Consider the following 21110-nt stretch of genomic DNA (forward strand, 5'->3'; position numbering starts at 1 on the left):
TCACGCGGGCTGGCGCAGGCGGCGCAGCATCGGGTCGGGCTCCGCGTCGACACGCGCCAACCGCAGCTTCGCGTCGACCGCGACAGCGCCGTCGGCGCCGACCAGGACGGGATTCAGGTCCAGCTCGGCGATCTCGGGGATGTCCTCGGCGAGCCGGCCGAGCCGCAACACAAGGTCTTCGACCGCCGCGGTGTCGACCGGTGGCGCGCCGCGGTAGCCGGTGAGTAGCCGGGCGGCGCGCAGCGAGCGCCACATCTGCCCGGCATCCTGGCTGGTCATCGGCACGAGCCGGAACACCCGGTCGCCGAGCAGGTCGGTGTGCACGCCGCCGAGGCCGAGCATGACCAGCGAGCCGAACAGCGGGTCGTGCACCACGCCCGCCACGAGTTCGGCCTGCCCGTGTGCCATCGCCTGGACGAGCACGGGTGGGTCGGTGCGGCCGAGTGCGGCGCCGATGGCCCGATACGCGGTCCGTACCGCGTCCGCATCCGCCAGTCCGATGTGGACAGCGCCGATGTCGCTCTTGTGAACCAGATCCGGGTCAGCGGCCTTCAGCACGACCGGGTAGCCCGCCGCCGCGGCCGCCGCGGCCGCCTCCCGCTCGCCGCAGACCTGTTCCGAGGCGAGCACCGGGATGCCGTACATGCCCAGCAGGGCGGCGATCCGGGGGTACGGCTGCCAGCCCCCACCGTCGGCGAGAGCCGCCTCGACCAGCGTCCGCGCGCCAGTGCGGTCGAGATTGTGCAGTACCGGCCGGTCCCCGAGTGGCGTCCGCCGCCAGTCGCCGTACCGGGCGGCGTTGCCGAGCGCCCGTACGGCCTGCTCAGGGAGGTCATAGACGGGGGTACGGCGGCTGCCGAGCGCTGCTGGGGGGTCTGTCGCGCCGATCAGCACGGCGGCCGCGGTCAGGTGTTCGTGCCGGTCCAGGACCGGTGTCACCCGGTGCAGTACCGCGTCCACGTCGTTCGCCTTCGTGGCCGCTACCACGAGCAGTACCGCGTCGATCTCGCCGCCGGCCGCGAGCGCGTCGACGGCGGCGGCGAACGCCTCCGGGCTGGCGCCCGCGCCGAGATCGAGCGGGTTGTCCGCCGCCGGCACCGCCGGTACCCGTAGGCCGACCGCCTCGGCGGCGTCGGCCGCCAGCACGTTCACGCCGCCGGCGTTGCCGATGATCGCAAGCCGGTCGCCGGCCGGCAGCGGCTGCTCGGTCAGCAGGCGCGCCGTGTCCAGCAGCTCGCCTAGGGTGTCCACTCGGATCACTCCGGCCTGGGCGAAGAGGGCGTCCACGGCCACGTCCGGCGCCGCGGCGGCGGCAGTGTGCGAAGCGCCGGCTCGGCGGCCCGCCGCGGACCGGCCGCTCTTGACGGCGAGTACGGGCTTGCGTCGCCCCAGCGCGCGAACCAGGCGGGCGAACTTGCGTGGATTGCCGAACGACTCCAGGTAGAGAGCGACCGCGCGGGTCGCCGGGTCGTCGTACCAGTAGGCGAGCAGGTCGTTGCCGCTGACGTCGGCCTTGTTGCCCAGCGAGACGAACGTCGAGATGCCGCAGCCGGTCCGGGCCGCCTGGGCCAGCAGGGCGATCCCCACCGCCCCGGACTGGGAGGCAATGGCCAGGCCGCCGGCCGGTGCGGCTGTGGGCGCGAAGCTCGCGTTGAGCCGCACATCACTCGCGGTGTTGACGATGCCGAGGCAGTTCGGCCCCACCAGCCGCATGCCGTGCCCGCGAGCCAGCCGTACCAGGTCGGCCTGCATGTGCTGCCCGTCCTGCCCGGCCTCGCCGAAGCCGGAGCTCAAGATGACCGCCGCCCGGACCCCGGTCTGCGCCGCCTGCGTAAGCACGTCCCGTACCGCTGGACCGGGAACGGCCACGACGACCAGATCCACCGGTTCCGGCAGTTGCGACAGCGACGGGTAGGACGGCGCGCCGGCGACCGTCTCCGCTCGCGGGTTCACCGCGTACACGGGCCCGTTGAACCCGCCCTCGACGATCGCGCGCAGCGTCTCGTGACCGATCCCACCCGGCCGCCGGCCAGCGCCGACGACCGCGACCGACCGCGGAGCGAGCATGGGCCGCATGCACTCACGCTCGGCGACCCGGTCCCGGGCTTCGACCGCCAACAGGGTCGCATCATCGACGGCGGTGCCGACGTTGAGGTCCACAACGCCGTCTGCCAGGTGCGCGGCGGTGCCGCTGGTGAGGTCGCGGGCGACCTTGAGCATGCGGAAGTTGCCGGGCAGCACCTCGCCGGTGAGAGTGGCGATGCCATTGTCGCGGGCCTGGGCCGCCAGGTGTTCCAGCAGCAGCGTGCCGATGCCGCGTCCGCGGTGCGGCTCGGCGACAAAGACCGCGAACTCGGCCCGAGCGGGCGTCTTGGGGGACCGCTCGTAGGAGGCGACGCCGACCACCTCGCCGGAGGCCACGGCCACCGCCGCGGCGTGGTTCGCGCCCGGCGCGCGAACCAGCCGGTGCACCTCAGTGTCGATCACGGATTGGCCGGGAGCGGCGAAGAAGCGCAACCGCAGGCTCTCGGGCGACGCCTCGGCGAACAGCCGGCCCAGCGCCGCGGCGTCCGTGTCGCCTGCGGGCCGGATCCGCACGATTCCGCCGTCCGCGGTCAAGGCGTCGCAGTCCTGCACCACGAACCTGGACACGACCTGCTCCTCTCGTCCGCTTCTCAGCACACTCCCTGAGGCACCGACCCGGACAGAGGCGATCCGCCCACCCGGCTCGGGACCATCGGCCCGCGGTCACCGCCAGCGGTCCGCGCGGCTCAGCCGTGCGGACAGGCGCCGCTGTGCCAGGTCGACCGCCTCGGTGAACGTGTCCGCGACCGCCGAAACGTGAATGTCCACACCGGACACGTCGGCGTGCACCGCGACGGAGTACGGCCGGCGCAAGCCACGACTTGAGGCGCGGCTCAGGTTGAGCCGGACGAACAGCACGGGCCGCGGCGCGTGCTCCAGCGCGGCGGTCACCTTGCGACTGGCGTACTGCACCAGGCCGGCGCGGATTGAGTCCTGCACGTACACCTGAGGCTGCGGTGGCGCGACCATCCGAGTCATCGCGATCCCTCCCAGTAGCGAAGATCGTTCGTGCGACCACCATGGTCCGGTGCCGTTCCGGCGCCCAGGGCCGGCAGTCCCGCCCGAGCCGGTCCTTGGTCCCCCCAGCCGCGGCACCTCGGCACTGACGCGGAGGTGGCGGCGGGCTCTACGGTCAAGACGAGAGATGAAACGACGGCCAGAAAGCGAGGCGGACGATGAAGCTGTGGACGGTGGCCGACGTCATGACGACGGACGTGGTCACGGTGAACGAGCAGGCGCCCTACCGCGAGATCGTCGACCTGCTGGCCACCCGGCAGATCAGCGCCGTTCCCGTGGTCGATGACTTCGACCGCGTGCTCGGCGTGGTGTCGGAGGCCGACCTGCTGCACAAGATCGAAACCGAGGGGCATCCGGACGCCCGCCGGGTGTTCGAGGGCCGGCGCCGGCGCGCCCGCCGGACCAAGGCGACCGCCGTGGTCGCCCGTGACTTGATGACCGTGCCCGCGGTAACGGTCATGCCGCACACCCTCATCCCCGCCGCGGCCCGTCGCATGGATACCGAGCATGTCAAGCGACTGCCGGTCATCAACGACCTCGGCCGCCTCGTCGGCATCGTCACCCGCAGCGACCTGCTGAAGGTGCACCTGCGCCCGGACCGCGACATCCGCCGCGACGTCGTGGAGGGCGTGCTGCACCGGGTGCTCGCCCTGCGGGACGGCACCGTCCGGGTGGAGGTCCACGATGGCGTGGTGACGCTGGTCGGCGAGCTGGACCGGCACAGCGCCGCCATCACCGCGGTGCGCCTGACCGAGGCCGTCGCGGGCGTGGTCGCGGTGCAGGACCGGCTGACGTACCTGTTCGACGACAACGCACTCGCGATCGTCGGCGGCGCCTGACCGCTCGATCAGGCAAGGACTCGGGGTGCCGGCGCTCGGCCCGGCACCCCGACGCAGGGCCGGTAGACATGCGGCAACTACCCGAACAGGGTGGGGCGGACCGAGGGACTTTCCCCGCGCCTACATGCGAGGTTCGACTCCTCGCCCGGCCACCACTCGCAACCGTGTTGTCATCGATGCGCTAGCCGCGCGTGACAAGAAATACCGGTGTCGCCGCCGCGGCCCGCTCGAACTCCTCCATCGGTGCATCCGGCCGCACGCCGATGTGGGGGCGGGCACCCGGTGCGAGCTTGAGGTAGCGGCGCAGGATCGGCGCGCGGTCGGCGACCGGCACCTCCGTCAGCTGGACCACCTCGCGACCGCGCCGGCGAAGGACCGCACGGCCGCCGGCCGCACGCACGTTGCGCACCCAGCCTGCCCGCGGTCCGAGCATAGACACCAGGTACCGCCGGCCCTCGTGGTCCGCGACGACAAGGGGGAGCGACACCGGCCGGCCGGTGTGACGGCCGGTCACCTCCAGCGTGACCCAGTTCGGCGGGGCGAGCACGCCGGCGGCGAACTGGGCCGCCGAGATCCGGTTGAGCACCCGTGCCAGACGGTTCGGCCTTCCGGTGGCGTACATCCAACGCTGTGCGCGCTGCCACCACGGCACTCCACGCATTGCGGGCCTCCCTTCGCGCGCGGGCCGGTCAGGGCCGGCCCGCGCGCCTTGTGGCGTACTCGCCCGGTGAGCGACGGCAGGCGAGTAGCCGATCGGTCAGGCTCGTTCGACGACCAGGCGCCGTGCGCGCAGCAGGCGAGCCCACCAGGGGCGGCCGCTTGGTCTGAGGGCCGGTGCGGGCACGCCCTTGATGCTCACCCAGCCTCCGGGTCCCATGTGGACGGATCCGACGGCGGGCCGGCCGCGGCGGCTGACCGCGACCGCCGTGACGGCGGCGACCACCGTGGCGGCGGCCAGAATCTCGCGGACGTCGAACGCCGGTCGATAGTGGACCGTGCCGCGACCGACCACGTATGCGCCGATCGGCCGCGGGACGGCGCCGCCGCGCAGCACCGGTACCAGAATCGTTGGCTCGGGGCCGGGCAGGGTGACCGGCGGTCCCACCGGATCGGTCTGCGGGCCCTGGTCCGGGCGGACGATGGTGTCGAGCATCGCTTGCCTCCTAACGGCTGTCGGATCCGGCCGCCGCGGTGGCGACCGCGGCGCGGCCGGCCTCCAGGCGGGCGATCGGGACCCGGAAGGGCGAGCAGGACACGTAGTCCAGGCCGACGGTGTGGAAGAAGTGGATGGAGTCGGGGTCGCCGCCGTGCTCGCCGCAGACGCCGATCTTCAGGTCCGGGCGGGCGGCCCAGCCCTCGTCCGCGGCGATCCGCACCAGGCGGCCCACGCCGGGCTCGTCGATTGACTCGAACGGGGAGACGCCGAAGATGCCCATCCCGAGGTAGCGGGGGAAGAAGGTGCCCTCCACGTCGTCGCGGGAGAAGCCCCAGCCGAGCTGGGTCAGGTCGTTGGTGCCGAAGGAGAAGAACTCCGCGGCACCGGCGATCTCGCCGGCCGTCACGGCCGCCCGCGGTACCTCGATCATCGTGCCGATCCGGACGTGTGGCAGGCCGCCGACCTCGTCGAGGATGCGTTCGGCCTCGGCCCGCACGGCCTCCAGCTCCTGCACGGCCGCGACCAGCGGCACCATGATCTCCGGCCGCGGCGACAGCCCGCGCGCGGTGCAGTCGGCGGCCGCCTCCGCGATCGCCCGCACCTGCATGGCAAACAGGCCGGGCACCACCAGGCCGAGCCGCACGCCGCGCAGCCCGAGCATGGGGTTCTGCTCGTGCATCCGCCGCACGGCAACCAGCAGTGCGCCGTCCCGCCCGGGGTCCTGGCCGAGTGCCTCGGCCCGGGCCACCCGCGCGGTCAGCTCTTCCAGGGGTGGCAGGAACTCGTGCAGCGGCGGGTCCAGCAGCCGCACCGTGACCGGCAGCCCGTCCATCGCCTCGAAGATCTCCACGAAGTCGCCGCGCTGCAGCGGCAGCAGTGCCGCCAGTGCGTCCTGCCGCTCCTGGTCCGTCTCGGCGAGGATCAGCCGCTCGACGAGGGCGCGGCGGGCGCCGAGGAACATGTGCTCGGTGCGGCACAGGCCGACCCCCTCGGCCCCGAACCGCCGGGCCCGGGCCGCGTCAGCACCGGTGTCGGCGTTCGCGCGCACCTCCAGCCGCCGCGTCCGGTCGGCGTGCAACATCAGCCGGTGTACCGCGTCCAGCAGGCCGTCCTGCCCGGATGGCACCTCGCCCTCGAAGTAGCGGGCGACGGGGGAGGGGTGTACCGGCACCTCGCCGAGGAACACCTCGCCGGTGGCGCCGTCGATGGACACCACGTCCCCTTCGACCACGACCGTGCCATCCACAGTGAACTGTCCACCGTCGGTGTCCACGGCGAGCGCGTCCGCGCCGCACACGCAGGTCTTGCCCATGCCGCGTGCCACCACGGCGGCGTGTGAGGTCTTCCCGCCGCGAGAGGTGAGGATGCCCTGTGCGGCGATCATGCCAGGCAGGTCGTCCGGGTTGGTCTCTCGGCGCACGAGGATGACCTTCTCGCCGGCCGCCGCCCGCTGCACCGCCCGGCCCGCGTCGAACACCACCCGGCCGCTCGCGGCTCCCGGCGAGGCCGGGACGCCGACGGCGAGCGGTGCGGGCGCGGCCGCGCGGTCGAAGCTCGGGAACATGAGGTGGGCCAGCTGGGCGCCGGAAACGCGGCGCAGCGCCTCGTCCATGTCGATGACACCCTCGTCGACCAGCTGCGCGGCGATCGTGAACGCCGCCGCCGGGGTGCGCTTGCCCACCCGGGTCTGCAGCATCCACAGCGTGCCGCGTTCGATCGTGAACTCGATGTCGCACAGGTCCCGGTAGTGGTGCTCCAGCTTGTCCATGATGGACAGCAGCTGGTGGTACGAGCGCGGGTCGATGCGCTCCAGCCGCTGCAGTGGCACGGTGTTGCGGATGCCGGCGACCACGTCCTCGCCCTGAGCGTTGGACAGGTAGTCGCCGTAGACGCCGCGTACGCCGGTGGCCGGGTCGCGGGTGAACGCCACACCGGTGCCCGAGTCGGAACCGAGGTTGCCGAAGACCATGGCCATCACGTTGACGGCCGTGCCGAGGTCTTGCGGGATCCGCTCCTGCCGGCGGTACAGCACCGCGCGTTCGGTGTTCCACGACGCGAACACCGCCTCGATCGCCAGGTACAGCTGCTCGTGGGGCGCCTGCGGGAAGTCGCGCCCGGTGTGGTCGGCGAAGACCTTCTTGTACACCTCCACGAGGTGGTGCAGGTCCGCCTCACCCAGCTCGGCGTCGGTGGCCACGCCGGCGTGCGAGCGGTGGGCGGCGAGCTCGCGTTCGAACGCTTCGCCAGGCACCCCGCACACCGTCTTGCCGAACATGCCGATCAGTCGCCGGTACGAGTCCCAAGCGAACCGCGGATCGCCGCTCTGCGCGGCCAGCCCGTGCACGCTCACGTCGGTCAGCCCGATGTCCAGGACCGTGTCCATCATCCCGGGCATGGAAAACTTCCCGCCCGAGCGCACGGACAGCAGCAGCGGGTCGGCCGGGTCGCCCAATGTCTTGCCCAGCCGGTCCTCGACAAGCCGAAGGTGCGCGTTCACCTGGTCGAAGAGCCCCGCCGGCACGGTGCCGGCGGCCAGGTACGCGCGGCACGCCTCGGTGCTGATCGTGAACCCCGGCGGCACCGGCAACCCCAAGCGGGTCATCTCGGCCAGGTTCGCGCCCTTGCCGCCCAGCAGGTCCTTGAGGTCCTTGCCACCCTCCACGAAGTCGAACACATACTTGGCCATCACCAGGCCGCCTCTCGCCTCGACGCAGGTCGTCACCTCTGTGGTACCAACGCGGGGCAGGCGGGGTGTAGGGCCGATCGGCTTCGTGCGGCGGGGGACCTTGGTCCCGCAACCGGGTCGCTAGCTGGACAGGTCTTCGCCGGCGCGGAGGTCGCCGAGCAGCTCCGCCTGGCTGCTGAGCACTTCGGTGAGGATGCGTCGCGCCACGGCGAGCAGCTCCGCGACCTGCGGGCTGACCAGCGAGTAGTACACCGCCGAGCCGTCCCGCCGGGTGACCACCAGGTTGGCCCGGCGCAACACGGCGAGTTGTTGCGACAGGTGCGCCGGCTCGATGCCCACCTCGGGCAGCAGCTCAGAGACCGCGTGCTCCCGGAGCGCCAGCAGCTCCAGCACCCGGATCCGGGCCGGGTGCCCCAGCGTCTTGAAGAACTCGGCCTTCACCTGGTACAGCGGCGCACTCACAGAGCCACCCCCTTCGGGTGGACACGCTACGTGGCCGCGATCCGGTTCGGTCGCTCCGGCAGGGTCGTGCCGTACTTTCGGGTCTCATGAGTTGCGAAGTTTAGAAAGTAGCGAGAACTGCAGTAGCGTGAGTCGCACCTCAGGACGGCGGATTTGCAGAGGCAGGCACGATGGCGATGATTGATACGACGCTGAAGGACGCGATGGGCATCGAGGGTGCCATCGGCGTCGCTCTCGTCGACTACACCAGTGGCATGACGCTCGGCGTGGCCGGCGGCTCGGCGGACCTCGACCTGTCCGTGGCCGCGGCTGGCAACACGGACGTCGTGCGCGCCCAGGTCCGGGCCATGGAGCTGGTGGGCCTCGGCGAAAACATCGAGGACATTCTGATCACGCTGGACACGCAGTACCACCTTATCCGGCCCGTAACGACGCGAGGCGGCCAAGGACTGTTTCTGTACCTGGCGCTGAACCGGAAGCGGGCGAACCTCGGCATGGCCCGGCACCAGCTGCGCCAGATCGAGGCCACGGTCGAGATCTGAGAAACGCCAGCGGGGGACCGCTTCTGTGCCGCGACGATGCCGATCCGATGAAGCACTCCGGACACGATGCCGACCTGGGATTCAGGGTGCGGACATCGAAGGAGATCCGGATGAACGGACGAAAGCTGTTCTGGCGCGGCGGCGTGGCACTCGCTCTGGTACTCGGCGGTTCGCTCGCCGCGCCCGCGGGCCCGGCGAGCGCTGCCAACATCATCAACACGTTCAAGACCACGCCGACGAGTGGCATGAACTCCACCTCGCCGAAGTCGGTGACCGTCACCTGCCCGAACAACACGTTCCTGTACGGGCCGGGCGCCGCCATCCAGGGTGGCAACGGGCAGGTGACGCTGGAGACGATGCGTCCGATGGGCGCGGCCAACCCGACCAGCGCCGTGGTGACGGCCCACGAGGTGGGCAGCTACTCCGGCAACTGGAGCCTCACGGCGACCGCCAACTGTGGACCGGCGGTCACCAACCTGCACGTCGAGCCGGGCCTGCTCGACCCGGTGGACTCCGACCGGGTCAAGGAGTCCGACGCGGCCTGTCCGGAGGGACAGAAGCTCTACGGCAACGGCTTCGACATCATCGGCGGGCTGGGCAACGTGTTCGTGCACGACATCATCACGACCGGTGCGCTCTCGTTGCGTTCGAACACGGTGCGCGCCACCGAGCACGGCACGTACACCCAGAGCTGGTCCCTGCGGTCGTACGCGGTCTGCGGCAACGCCGCCTCGACCCAGGAGCGCATCATCCGGGTCAGCGCGACCGACTCCACCGCGGAGAAGTCGGCCAACCGCTCCTGCCCGGTCGGCACCGAGGCACACGGCGCCGGCGCCCAGGTCACCGGTGACACAGTGGACCTGGACGGGCGGCTCACGATCGACCGGGTCGTGGCGGGTGAGTTCAACGGCCTCGCGATCGGCCACGAGAACGGCACCGTGAACGACAGCTGGAGCGTCACGATGTACGTCGTCTGCGCCAGCGCCACCTGAGTCGAAAGCCGCCGGCCGCGCGGCTGGCCTGGCGCGGCCGGCGGAGACTTCGGGACATGTCGGTGCGAGCGGGAAGGGCCGACCGATAGCCCGACCAAGCACATCACATCGACCTTCGTAAATCGAAGTATCGCAGCGTGCGACGAGGCTCGTCAATCTCCTTCCGGAAAGCTTCCGGACAGCAGGCGATTGTTCCGGGAAGTTGAACGAAACGGAACGGAGTCGTAGGGCTACTTTAGCGGGGGTATGTACCCTTTACCCAGGCAAAATGTCGAGAGAAGGCCACCACTGTTACCGGCAGATTTCCGGGAAGTGTTGACATGGCCGAGATGGCTCCCCAATACTGACGGCCGTCGACGGACCTCGACCGCCGTCGATCCGGGCGCTCACCGACCTGGCGCCAGAGCCGTCGACCGTACGACGACCGGCCATCCCCGGCCGGGCGGCACCACGCAGCCCGCCGGGGTCGTGTCCCCCGCCGCCTGGAACCCCCACGCCCCATGCTCCAGAGGAGGAAGCACGCTGATGAACGACCTGAACCCCGCCCCCGCTAGACCGACGAGGCGCCGCCTACGGCTGCTGCTCGGCGCCGCGTGCGCCGCGGTGCTGGCGGCCGGCGGCACGGTGATGGCCACAAACGCGTACGCCGAGGCGGACCGGCAGGTCTGCTCGAACACTACTGGCACGCACAACGGGTTCTACTTCTCGTTCTGGAAGGACAGTGGCGACGCCTGTATGACGTTGCGCGAGAATGGCCGTTACTCCAGCTCTTGGAGCAGGAGCACGAACAACTGGGTTGGCGGTAAGGGTTGGGCCACCGGTTCGCGGAGGACGGTCAGCTACTCCGGTACGTACAACCCGGGTAACAACAACACGTACCTGGCCTTGTACGGGTGGACGCGGAACTCGCTGATCGAGTACTACGTGGTGGAGAACTTCGGCAGCTACAACCCGAGCAGCGGCGCCCAGCGGCTCGGCACGGTCACCACTGACGGCGGCACCTATGACATTCTGCGCAGCCAGCGGGTGAACCAGCCGTCGATCGATGGCACTGCCACGTTCTACCAGTACTGGAGTGTGCGCCAGCAGAAGCGCAGCAGTGGCACCATCACCTTCGCCAACCACGTCGACGCGTGGGCGCGTGCTGGTTTGAACCTCGGCAGCAGCTGGGCTTACCAGGTGATGGCGACCGAGGGCTACCAGAGCCAGGGCAGCTCCGACATCACCGTCCGCGAAGGCAGTGGCGGCGGCACCAACCCCACCACGGGCCCGACCACGCCGCCGCCCGGTGGCGGCAGCAACTGCACCGCGACCCTCTCCGCCGGCCAGCAGTTCGGTGACCGGTTCAACCTCAACGTCGCGGTCAACACCAGCAACTGGACCGTCACCCTCGCCCTGAACGGCAGCCAGAGCATCCAGAACAGCTGGAACGCCTCGGTCAGCGGCACGACGGGCACCGTCACCGCCAGACCGAACGGCAGCGGCAACAACTTCGGCGTAACGATCATGGCTAACGGCAACTGGACCTGGCCATCGGTCACCTGCAGAACGGGCTGAGTCCCGACAACCCGTAACACCGCACCTGGGGGTGGCGCGGCGGCTTCGGCCGCCGCGCCACGTCGTATTCCGCCGACCGCCGGGCCGGTCACCCGCCTTCCGGAGCGGGAGAGGCCGCGAGCGCCTCGGCCAGCACCCGGTGGGTGGCGTCGCGCAGCTCCTCCGCGGTGGGATGGTCGGCGGGCAGCAGCGGCGGCAGGACCTGGACCCGGATGTTGGCGCGCTGGCGGAACGTCAAGCCGTGCTTGGGCAGGGCGTCCCGGGTGCCCCAGACCGCGATCGGATAGACCGGCACCTGATGGTCGACCGCCAGGGAGAAGGCGCCCATCTTGAACGTGCCGAGCCGCCCGTCGGCCGAGCGGCTGCCCTCCGGGAAGAAGAACACCGGTGCGCCGGCGCGCAGCAGGCTCCCGCAGCGCGCCATCATCGTGCGTACCGAGGTGCCGCTGCCGCGGACCAGCGGGACGTACCCGTTGAGCCGCATGTTCCAGCCCATCAGCGGCACCTTGAACATGCTGGCCTTGGAGACCCACTTGTACGGCCGGAAGAGGGCGAACAGCGCCAGCACGTCGACCAGCGAGCTGTGGTTGGCGACCAGGACCGCGCCGCCGCGCCACGGCAGCAGGTGCCGCCCGGACACGCGTATCCTCCACAGTGGATTGACGTAGATGTAGAACGCCGCCCACGCGGACGAGTAGAGGTGCAGCACCACCCGGCGCCGGTCGAACGGCAGCGTCACGGCCCAGACCACCACTGCGCCGAGGAAGAACAGCGGGCAGGTCAGCGCGACGATGGCCCAGAAGAGCACGGATATCGCGACGATCATCGCACCGGCTCCGGCCGTGAAGTGTTCATCTGTCTCCTCGTCGAGTCGTCGCCGTCATGGCGGGGGCGGCCGCTTCGTGTGAGGACGACGGACGGCCAGGTCACCAGGACGGCCGCGAGGATGTGCTCGGGCAGCCCCATCCACGACACCGGGGCCACGCTCACCGCAAACCACGCGAACAGTCCACACAGGACGGCGCTGACGGCGGTCGCGACCGCGGGCCGCAGCCATGCCGACTACCGTCAGCCATCGTGCTATCACGATGTACCAGAAACCCATGCCGATGATCACGCCGGTCAGCACCTCGCGGTGGGCGGCGTCGAGCCCGGCCATGTCGCTCAGCGTGGCCTTCAGCGGGTCGAAGCCGGCCGGCTGCAGCGCCTCGGCCGCGGGCGTACCCGCCATGAGCAGCAACGGCACCTCTACAGCGGCGGCCGAGTGCCCACGGGCATCCACCGTTCCCCCATTCCCCGCCGGCACCTCCACCGGCGGTCGGTGACGCCGGCGGGCCGCGGATGCACAATGGTGCCCTATCCGGGGGAAGGGCATCGAATGGCATGAGGATCGCGCACTTCTGTGACAGCCACCGGGATCGCTCCGACGGCGTGGCCACCGCGGTCGCGGCCACGGTGTCGCTGCTGCGCGGTGCCGGCCACGAGGTGCGGCTCTACCAGCCGGCGCCGCTGCTGGGCCGGCGGCGCGACCCGTACGGTGTGCGTTCGGTGCCGGTGCCGCTGCGCGACATCCGCGTCGGCGTGGCCCGCCTCGCCACCGCCCGCCCGGCGCCCGACATCGTCCACATTCACACGACCGGGCCGATCGGGATCGGCGGGATGCGGCACGCCCGGGCGCACGCGATCCCCGTGGTCATGACCTGGCACACCGACATGCTCGCCTATTCCGCCTTCTTCCCCGAGATACAGCTCGGTGCCGCGGCCGCCGCGCTGAAGCTGCGGCTCGGCTGGACGGCCCGCGACTACCTGCGCCTGCTGCGCCCCGGCAGCCGCCGGCGACGCCAGCTGCTCCGGCTCGGCGACGCGCTCGTGGACCACATCTCGCTCATCCTCGCCCCGTCGGAGAAGACCGCGGCGGGCTTCGCCGAGTTCACCCGGATCCCACCTGTTTGGACAGTGCCCACGTCGCTGGCGCTCGCGGACGATCCCTCGAGCCGGGCGGAGGTCCGCGGCGCGCTGGGCATCCCGCAGGCGGCCCCGGTGGTACTCGCGGTCGGGCGGGCCACCCCGGAGAAGAACCCTTCGTTGATGCTGGCGTCCTTCGCGCAGCTGCTCCAGCGGATCCCCGACGCCCATCTGGTGATGCTCGGCGTCCGGCAGCGGCGCCGCGCCCTGCTGCGGCTGGCCCGCGGGCTCGGCGTCGCCCACGCGTTGCGGGTCGTGGCCCCGGTGCCGCACGCGCGGATGGCCGGGTACTACCGGATGGCCGACGTGCTCGCGTTCGCGTCCACCACGGACACCCAGGGTTTGGTGCTGCTGGAGGCCGAGCAGATGGGCCTGCCCGCCGTGCTCGCCGACCCCGCGCTCGCGGCACGCCCGGGCGCAGGCACGGACGACGTCCGGCTCAGCACGCCGGCGCGGGCGGAACCCTTCGCCGCCGCCATCTGCCGCGTGCTCAGCGACCCGGGGCTGCACCGGCGGCTGTCCGAGGCGGGCCGCGTCGCCGCCGCGGCCTACCCGGCGAGCCGGTACCTCGACCGGCTGCTGGCGGCCTACCGCTCGCTTCAGCCAGCCGCGCAGCGAAGTCGAAGCGAAGGGACCGGCCGGTGACCGTTGCCAGGAAGAAGGTCGCGGTCGTGTGCGCGACGTTCAACAACGACCGCTCCGCCAAGCCCGACCGCTACTGGCTCCAGCCGCAGTCCGGACTGCAGATCGCCTCGCAGATCGACCGCGAGCGGTACGACGTGACGCTGCACCACGAGATGTGGCACGGGCTGTACGGCGTCGACGACGTGCCGGCGGTCGACCTCGTGTTCCTGACCGGGCTGCAGCGCGACTTCGACCGGCAGCGCCAGCTGGCGTACCTGTTCAAGCGCAAGGGCGCGGTCACCGTCGCCGGTGGAAGCATCTGCACGCTCTTCCCGGACTTCGCCGCGGAGTTCTTCGACGCCGTCTGCGCGGGCGGGGTGGACAGCGTCCCCGACGTGATGCGCGACTTCGCGCACGGTCAGCTGCGCCGGCTCTACATATCCGCGCCGACCAGCATCAGTGACTACCGCGTCGACTACCGGCTGCTGGGCGAGGCCGGGATCGGCGGACAGCTGCACCTCGTCGAGGCGTCCCGGGGCTGCGACTTCGCCTGTTCCTTCTGCACCGTGCCGGCCGAGCGGGCCCGGCACACCACGTTCGGGGTCGACCGGGTGCTGGCCATGATCGACGACGCCATCGACAGCAGCCCGTGGTGGTCGATGAAGCGGCGGTACCCGATCGTGAGCTTCATCGACAACAACTTCGCCAACGACGGCCCGTACACCCGCGAGCTCTGTGCCGCGCTGCGGCGGCACCCTCGCCTGAAGGGCTGGGGAGCGCTTGTCACCCAGGACATTCTGCGCGACCACGACCTGATCGAGCAGATGGCCGGCGCGAAGTGCCGGATCCTGTTCACCGGCATCGAGTCGCTGGACCCGGCGTTCCTGAAGGCCAACAACAAGCGGCAGAACGTGAAATACGCCGACACGCTCTTCGAGGACGTCGCGTTCGCCCGGCGCCGGGGAATCGTGGTGGTGTACGGCTACCTGTTCGACCCGCGCGTCACGACGACCGCCGAGATGACCGCGCAGGCCGAAGAGCTCGCCCGGATCGAGGTTCTCACGTACCCGTCGTACTTCTCGTTCATCGCGCCGCTGCTGGGCACCCGGCTCTTCTGGGACAGCGCCGAGCGCGGCGAGATGCGCCCTCACCTGCGGCTTCGCGACCTGGACGGCACCACCATCGCGTACCATGGCGGCCGCGACAGCGACGAGGAGCTGAGCCGCTTCGCCGAGACGGTCTTCCGGCACACGAACCGGCTCGTGAGCCGGCGGCGCCTGGTCCTCAAGTCGCTGCGAATGTCCTGGCAGACGCGGCGCGGGCACCTGGTCGACCACGCCGTGCTGCTCAACGCCAACCTCCGGGTGATGCACGAGATGCACATCGCCTCGCGCGGCGTGCACCGCAACTACCTCGGCGGTGCGGACATCCTGGACCCGTCGTACAGCTGGTTTCCGCCGGACATCTCGCCCGAGGACCGGCGCCGCTACTTCGACCCCATCCTGATCACGGACGGTGAGTCCCGCCTTCAGCCGTGGCTGGAGCGCTACCGGCCGGCCGCCCGACGCGCCCTGCGGGTGCGGCCGGACCCCACCGGATAGCGTAGACACCGTGATCATGAGCCAGTCCGGCGACGTGTTCGGCGCCATGCTGACCGATGCCTTCGCCGTGGCCAGGGGCTTCGGCCGCCGCCCGCTGGCGGGGGCCGGCTCCCGCGGCCGGTCATCGAGATCGTCGAGCGCGACGACGGGTTGATCAACGGGTTGCTGGCGGAGTCGTACTTCTGCGAGCCGGACCAGTGGCCGCCGTACGACCACCGTGCGCTGGACCGGGTGCGCGGCCGGGTGCTCGACGTCGGGGTCGGCGCCGGCCGGGTGGCGCTGGTGCTGCAGGACGGCGGGGTGGCGGTCACCGGCCTGGACATCTCGGCCGGCGCGATCGAGGTGTCCCGCGCCCGCGGGGTCCGGGACCTGGTGCACGCGACGGTCGACCAGCACGCGACGGCCGGCGAGCGCTACGACACGTTCCTGCTGCTGGGTAACAACGTCGGGCTGCTGGAAGGCCGGGACCGGGCGCGGGCGTTCCTGGCCGCGCTCGCCGGGATGGCCAGCCCAGGCGCCCAGATCATCGCGCAGGGGACCGACCCGTACGGCACGACCGACCCGGTCCAGGTCGGCTACCACGCACGCAACCGGGAGCTGGGGCGGCTCGGTGGTCAGCTGCGCCTGCGGCTGCGCTACCGCGAGCTGGCCACCGATTGGTTCGACTACCTCGTCTGCTCGCTCGACGAGCTGGCCGAGCTGGTCGCCGGTACCGGCTGGGTGCTGTCCGACGTCGACAACGCCGACGCGCCGTACTACCTGGTCACCCTCACGCCGCAGAGCTGAGCGGCGCGATGTCTGAATTCCTCTGAATGTCCGTCTAGATCGGTAATAGCCTGATCGGGTGGTCGGTGCCGACCACGCTGCCTGCGGTGCGCGGACGTGCGGAGGATGCCATGACCTTTCCGTTTGAGGACCGGCAGGACTTCGCCGACGCCGACCGTGGCCTGCTGGCGACGCCGGACTCGGGAGTGGTCGAAAACGAGCGCGGAGCCGTCGTGTGGGACGGCGACGCCTACGCGTTCCTGTCCGGTGAGGCGGCCGACTCGGTGAACCCGAGCCTGTGGCGGCAGTCGTCGCTGGTAGCCAAGCGGGGCCTGTTCGAAGTCGTCGACGGCATCTACCAGGTGCGCGGCCTGGACCTGTCGAACGTCTCCTTCGTCGAGGGTGACACCGGGGTCATCGTGGTCGACCCGCTGATCTCGGTGGAGACCGCGGCCGCGGCCCTCCGGCTGTACCGGTCGGTCCGCGGTGACCGGCCGGTGACGGCGGTGATCTACACGCACAGCCACGTCGACCACTTCGGCGGCGTCAAGGGCGTGATCTCCCAGGAGGACGTCGACTCGGGCCGGGTGCCGGTGATCGCGCCGGAGGGTTTCCTGCGGCATGCCATCGCGGAGAATGTGTACGCCGGCACCGCGATGGCCCGCCGCGCCGGGTACATGTACGGCGCCGCGCTGCCTCGGGACGTGCGCGGCGGGGTCGGCGCGGGGCTGGGGCAGACGACGTCGACCGGGACGGTCAGCGTGATCGCCCCGACGGTCGAGATCTCCCGTACCGGCCAGGAGCTGACCGTCGACGGCGTGCGGATGGTGTTTCAGATGGCGCCCGGCACCGAGGCGCCGGCGGAGATGCACTTCCTGTTTCCGGACCGGCGGGCGCTGTGCATGGCCGAGAACGCCACCCACACGCTGCACAACCTGCTGACCCTGCGCGGAGCGCTGGTGCGCGACCCGCACGCGTGGGCGCGGTACCTGACCGAGGCGATCGAGATGTTCGCCGGCCAGGCCGACGTGGTGTTCGCCTCCCACCACTGGCCGACCTGGGGTGCCGACAACATCGTCGAGTTCCTGAGCCTGCAGCGTGACCTGTACGCGTACCAGCACGACCAGACCGTCCGGCTCATCAACAAGGGGTACACCGGCACCGAGATCGCCGAGATGATCGAGGTGCCGCCGGCACTGCGCAAGGCGTGGCACACGCACGGCTACTACGGCTCGATCAGCCACAACGTCAAGGCCGTCTACCAGCGGTACATGGGCTGGTACGACGGCAACCCGGCGCGGCTGTGGCAGCATCCGCCGCAGGAGGCGGCCCGGCGCTACGTCGACTTCATGGGCGGCGCGGACGCGGTGGTCGACAAGGCCCGGCGCTGCGCCGACGAGGGCGACCTGCGGTGGGCGGCCCAGGTGCTGGACCACGTCGTGTTCGCCGACCCCGACCACAAGGACGGCCGGGCCCTGCTGGCGGACGTGCTGGAAAAGCTCGGCTTCGGCTGCGAGAACGGCACCTGGCGCAACAGCTACCTGTCCGGTGCGATGGAGCTGCGCGAGGGCAACTTCGGCACGCCCGCCGCGTCGAGCTCACCCGACATGCTCGCCCAACTGCCGCCGGAGATGTTCTTCGACGCCCTCGCCGTACAGGTCGACGGTCCGAAGGCGTGGAACGCGGACGTGGCGATCCGGTGGCGCTTTCCGGACCACGACCTGACCTTCCGGACCACCCTGCGCAACGGGGTCTTCGCGTACGTGCGCGACGGTCAGGGCGAGGTGCGCCTGACGCTCACCGTCCCGCGGGCCGCGCTGGGTCAGCTCGCCATGGGGGATGTCGAGGCGGCGGCGGCCGCCGGTCTCACCATGGACGGCGACCAGGACGCCCTGCGCCAGCTGATGGCCGTGCTCGACCCGGGGGATCCGGACTTCAACATCATCGAACCCTGACCGCGCCCGATGAGGCAGCCCGGACGCGGCACCGCTTGGCTCCGCGTGGCGAACTTCGCCGCGTTGAAGCCGCGCCAGCCGATTCGCCGGCGCGGCATCGTCGCGAACGCGAGAGCCGGCCTCGTCCTGGGGGTGGAGAGTATCCCGGACAGCCTGGCCTCCGGCGTGCTGGCCGGGGTCAGCCCGGTGGCCGGACTGTACGGGGGATGTTCGGGATGCTCGGCGGTGTGCTGTTCACCGGCACAGGGCTCCTGGCCGTGCAGTCCACCGGGGCGATGGCCATCCTCGTCGCCGACGTCGACCTCGAGGCGCTCGGCGATCCGCAGGCGGTGCTTTGCACGCTGACGCTGCTGACCGGGCTGACAATGGTGCTCGCCGGGATACTGCGCGCGGACCGCCTGCTGCGATTCGTCTCGCATTCCGTCATGACCGGGTTCGTCTCCGCGGTCGGTGTGTCGATCGTCCTGGGTCAGCTCGACAACGCCACCGGCTACACCTCCGAGGGCGCCAACCGGATCCTGCGCGCCTTCGACCTGCTCATCCATCCCGGCAGCGTGCACCTGCCCACGCTCGCCGTCGCGGTGCTCACCGCCGGCCTCATCGTGCTCCTGCGCCGCACCCGGCTCGGTGCGCTTGGCATGGTGGTCGCGGTCGCCGCCGGGTCGCTCGCGGCCGCCGGGCTGGAGGCCCTGGGACACCCGGTGGCGCTGGTCTCGCAGATCGCCGACGTGCCCGCGAGCCTCCCGGCTCCCGTCCTGCCGTCGCTCGGCGCGGTACCCGACCTGCTGCTTCCGGCGGCGTCGCTGGCGTTCGTCGGGCTGATCCAGGGTGCCGGAATCTCGGCGAGCCTGCCCGCCGACGGCCGGGCACCGGGGCGCCTGTCCCGCGACTTCGTCGGCCAGGGCGCCGGCAACCTGCTCGCCGGGCTGTTTCGCGGCATGCCCGTCGGCGGCTCGATGTCGGCCAGCTCCCTGGCGGTCTCGGGCGGTGCCGCGAACCGGACCGCCCTGGTGCTGGCGGCGATCACCATGGCGCTGCTGGTCCTGTTCGCCGCACCGATGATCGGCCTGGTGGCCATGCCGGCCCTGGCCGCGCTGCTCATCGTCATCGGGTTCGGTGCCGTCAAGGTCGGCAAGATCAGGTCCGTCGCCGGCGCGGGCCAGCTCCCGGCCACGGTCATGGCCGTCACGTTCCTGCTCACGCTGCTGCTGCCGCTGCAGTTCGCGGTCCTCGTCGGGGTGGGCATCTCCGCGGTCGTGTTCGTCGCGCAGCAAGCCGGCGGCCTGCGCCTGCGGCGCATCCAGCTGGAGCGCGGCCGGGCCGTCGAAACAAGTCCGCCGGCGACGCTTCCTGCCGGCGAGGTCGTCATCCTCCAGCCCTACGGCGCGATCTTCTACGCCACCGCCACCACGCTCCGCGAGGTGCTGCCCCAGCCCGACGCGCGGACCCGCGACGCGGTGGTCATCCTGCGGCTGCGCGGAGCCGAGAAGGCCGGCGCGACCCTGCTGCGCGAGCTGGGGGACTACGCCGGCGCCCTGCGCGGCGCCGGCAGCAAACTCGTCGTCGTCACCGACAACACACACCTGCTCGACCAGCTCGGCGGCATCGACAGCATCGGCGAGGAAAACCTCTACCACAGCACCCGTACCATCGGGGAAGCCCTGCGCCACGCCGCCGCGGACGCCCACGACTGGATCGGCGGACGGACGGCGGCGCGATGACCAACCACATCGTGGCCGCGATCGTGACCGCTGTCGCCACCGCGGCGGCCGTCTGGCTCGGGCTCCGCCGGCGGGAGGAACCGCCCAAGGACCACGACCACGGGGACTGGCCGCCGGACCAAATGCATCTTTAAGTGTTGTAATAGGACATACTCGACGGCATGGAGGACGCGTCGAGCCGACCGCGCTGGGAGTTGCTGCTCGCTCTGATGATGGCGCTGGCGGCCGTCGGCACGGCCTGGGCCGGCTTCCAGAGCGCCAAGTGGAGCGGCGTGCAGGCGGACTCCTACGCCGCGGCCGGAGCCGCCCGTGCCGAGGCCGGTCAGGCGGCGACCGTTGCCAGCCGGCAACGCACCATCGACGTCGTCTCGTTCACCGCCTGGCTCAACGCTCTCAACGCCGAGATCGTCGCCAACCCCGCCGCTCGGCCGTCCGGAAACTACCAACCCGACCCCGACCAGGTGTCCGGGTTTCTGTTCAACCGCTTCCGGCCGGACTTCCGGCCGGCTGTCGGCGCCTGGCTGGCCACCCGCCCGCTCCTCAACCCGGCGGCGCCGGCCACCCCGTTCGACATGCCCGAGTACCGCCTCGCGGCGGAAGCCGCCTCCCAGGAGCTGGTCGAGGAGGCCGAGCGGCAGTCGGCCACGGCACGCGCCGCCAACCAGCGCAGCGACAACTACGTGCTGACCGCGGTCATCTTCGCCCTCGTGCTGCTCTTCGCCGGCCTGGCCAGCAAGTCCAGGAACCGCACGACCCAGAACACGCTCACCGGACTGGCCCTCGCCGCCCTCGCCGGCTGCGTCCTCACCTTGGCGTTCTTCCCGGTCGAGGTGTGAACGCCGGCTCGAAAATTTCGGTCAATCAATATGGCTCGTGGCCTGTGTTTTTCTGCGTCCGGTTGGCGATGCCGTGCGGCGCTGTGCGACTGACACGGCCGAAACCTCCCGCTCCGATGTCGCAACTTGCGGCGGTTTGCGCCCGCTCGGATACCCGTGCGGTGCGGCGATAACGGGCATCCGGCCGAACCGCGGCATCCTTCACCATGAGATTTAGGTACTTGGATGTTTCGATAGAATTTCGTAATCTGGTGCCTCGGCCAGCCCGTCGATCCGCGGGGGAGAGCCGCACGAGCCAGTGGAGCGA

19 protein-coding genes are annotated in these 21110 nt (G+C 71.0%); 11 read left to right on the forward strand and 8 right to left on the reverse strand.

Going from position 1 to position 21110, the window contains the following annotated elements; translation table 11 throughout:
• Together Phou_RS28500 and Phou_RS28505 are read right to left on the reverse strand one after the other, a co-directional pair.
• Nucleotides 1-2652 (reverse strand): bifunctional acetate--CoA ligase family protein/GNAT family N-acetyltransferase, encoded by a 2652-nt coding sequence (locus tag Phou_RS28500; protein ID WP_246273917.1) that lies wholly within the window; start codon nt 2650-2652, stop codon nt 1-3.
• 96 nt (nt 2653-2748) lie between these two features.
• On the reverse strand, nt 2749-3063 hold the full coding sequence (locus Phou_RS28505; RefSeq protein WP_173061281.1) for a hypothetical protein: 315 nt from the start codon (nt 3061-3063) through the stop codon (nt 2749-2751).
• A 197-nt stretch (nt 3064-3260) separates the two neighbouring features.
• Here Phou_RS28505 and Phou_RS28510 point away from each other — a divergent pair, with 197 nt between their 5' ends.
• Nucleotides 3261-3941 (forward strand): CBS domain-containing protein, encoded by a 681-nt coding sequence (locus tag Phou_RS28510; protein WP_173061284.1) that lies wholly within the window; start codon nt 3261-3263, stop codon nt 3939-3941.
• Nucleotides 3942-4122: 181 nt separating this feature from the next.
• On the opposite strand, the gene Phou_RS28515 is transcribed toward Phou_RS28510, so the two are convergent.
• The 4 genes from Phou_RS28515 to Phou_RS28530 all read right to left on the reverse strand — a co-directional run bounded on the left by Phou_RS28515 (nt 4123) and on the right by Phou_RS28530 (nt 8245).
• Entirely contained in the window at nt 4123-4602 is a 480-nt protein-coding gene (locus Phou_RS28515) for a nitroreductase/quinone reductase family protein (RefSeq protein ID WP_246273918.1), read from the reverse strand.
• Between the two features lie 96 nt (nt 4603-4698).
• Nucleotides 4699-5094 carry a hypothetical protein gene (locus Phou_RS28520; RefSeq protein ID WP_173061287.1) on the reverse strand — a complete coding sequence of 132 codons (396 nt, stop codon included), beginning with the start codon at nt 5092-5094 and terminating at the stop codon, nt 4699-4701.
• Nucleotides 5095-5104: 10 nt separating this feature from the next.
• Nucleotides 5105-7783, reverse strand: a complete 2679-nt coding sequence (gene ppdK, locus Phou_RS28525; protein ID WP_173061290.1) for a pyruvate, phosphate dikinase — start codon at nt 7781-7783, stop codon at nt 5105-5107.
• Between the two features lie 120 nt (nt 7784-7903).
• Nucleotides 7904-8245: an ArsR/SmtB family transcription factor gene (locus tag Phou_RS28530; protein WP_173061293.1), complete on the reverse strand. Its 342-nt coding sequence runs from the start codon at nt 8243-8245 to the stop codon at nt 7904-7906.
• Nucleotides 8246-8415: 170 nt separating this feature from the next.
• Here Phou_RS28530 and Phou_RS28535 point away from each other — a divergent pair, with 170 nt between their 5' ends.
• The 3 genes from Phou_RS28535 (at nt 8416) to Phou_RS28545 (ending at nt 11336) form a co-directional block, all read left to right on the forward strand.
• Nucleotides 8416-8787: a roadblock/LC7 domain-containing protein gene (locus tag Phou_RS28535; protein ID WP_173061296.1), complete on the forward strand. Its 372-nt coding sequence runs from the start codon at nt 8416-8418 to the stop codon at nt 8785-8787.
• A gap of 110 nt (nt 8788-8897) precedes the next feature.
• Nucleotides 8898-9779, forward strand: coding sequence for a hypothetical protein (locus Phou_RS28540; protein WP_173061299.1), 882 nt, complete (start codon nt 8898-8900; stop codon nt 9777-9779).
• 525 nt (nt 9780-10304) lie between these two features.
• Nucleotides 10305-11336, forward strand: coding sequence for a glycoside hydrolase family 11 protein (locus Phou_RS28545; RefSeq protein ID WP_246273919.1), 1032 nt, complete (start codon nt 10305-10307; stop codon nt 11334-11336).
• A gap of 88 nt (nt 11337-11424) precedes the next feature.
• Here Phou_RS28545 and Phou_RS28550 read toward each other — a convergent pair whose 3' ends face one another.
• Complete coding sequence (locus Phou_RS28550; RefSeq protein ID WP_218579238.1) at nt 11425-12162, reverse strand: lysophospholipid acyltransferase family protein; 738 nt, start codon at nt 12160-12162, stop codon at nt 11425-11427.
• A gap of 54 nt (nt 12163-12216) precedes the next feature.
• The gene (locus Phou_RS28555) at nt 12217-12582 is read right to left on the reverse strand and encodes a hypothetical protein (RefSeq protein WP_173061302.1); all 366 of its coding nucleotides are present in this window, start codon (nt 12580-12582) and stop codon (nt 12217-12219) included.
• 137 nt (nt 12583-12719) lie between these two features.
• On the opposite strand from Phou_RS28555, the gene Phou_RS54585 reads away from it, so the two are divergent.
• The 7 genes from Phou_RS54585 (at nt 12720) to Phou_RS28585 (ending at nt 20803) form a co-directional block, all read left to right on the forward strand.
• Entirely contained in the window at nt 12720-13946 is a 1227-nt protein-coding gene (locus Phou_RS54585) for a glycosyltransferase (protein WP_173061305.1), read from the forward strand.
• Nucleotides 13943-15526, forward strand: coding sequence for a B12-binding domain-containing radical SAM protein (locus tag Phou_RS28565; protein ID WP_173061308.1), 1584 nt, complete (start codon nt 13943-13945; stop codon nt 15524-15526). Before Phou_RS54585 ends, Phou_RS28565 begins: the two co-directional genes overlap by 4 nt.
• 10 nt (nt 15527-15536) lie before the next feature.
• Entirely contained in the window at nt 15537-15680 is a 144-nt protein-coding gene (locus tag Phou_RS55065; RefSeq protein WP_308784568.1) for a hypothetical protein, read from the forward strand.
• Nucleotides 15677-16312, forward strand: a complete 636-nt coding sequence (locus tag Phou_RS28570; protein WP_308784569.1) for a class I SAM-dependent methyltransferase — start codon at nt 15677-15679, stop codon at nt 16310-16312. The genes Phou_RS55065 and Phou_RS28570 overlap by 4 nt, the downstream gene beginning before the upstream one ends.
• Nucleotides 16313-16422: 110 nt before the next feature.
• Entirely contained in the window at nt 16423-18246 is a 1824-nt protein-coding gene (locus Phou_RS28575) for an alkyl/aryl-sulfatase (RefSeq protein WP_173061311.1), read from the forward strand.
• 206 nt (nt 18247-18452) lie between these two features.
• On the forward strand, nt 18453-19967 hold the full coding sequence (locus tag Phou_RS28580) for a SulP family inorganic anion transporter (protein WP_218579239.1): 1515 nt from the start codon (nt 18453-18455) through the stop codon (nt 19965-19967).
• Between the two features lie 161 nt (nt 19968-20128).
• Nucleotides 20129-20803, forward strand: coding sequence for a hypothetical protein (locus Phou_RS28585; protein ID WP_173061314.1), 675 nt, complete (start codon nt 20129-20131; stop codon nt 20801-20803).
• Nucleotides 20804-21110: the final 307 nt, after the last annotated feature.

This window comes from Phytohabitans houttuyneae (assembly GCF_011764425.1).
GTDB lineage: Bacteria > Actinomycetota > Actinomycetes > Mycobacteriales > Micromonosporaceae > Phytohabitans > Phytohabitans houttuyneae.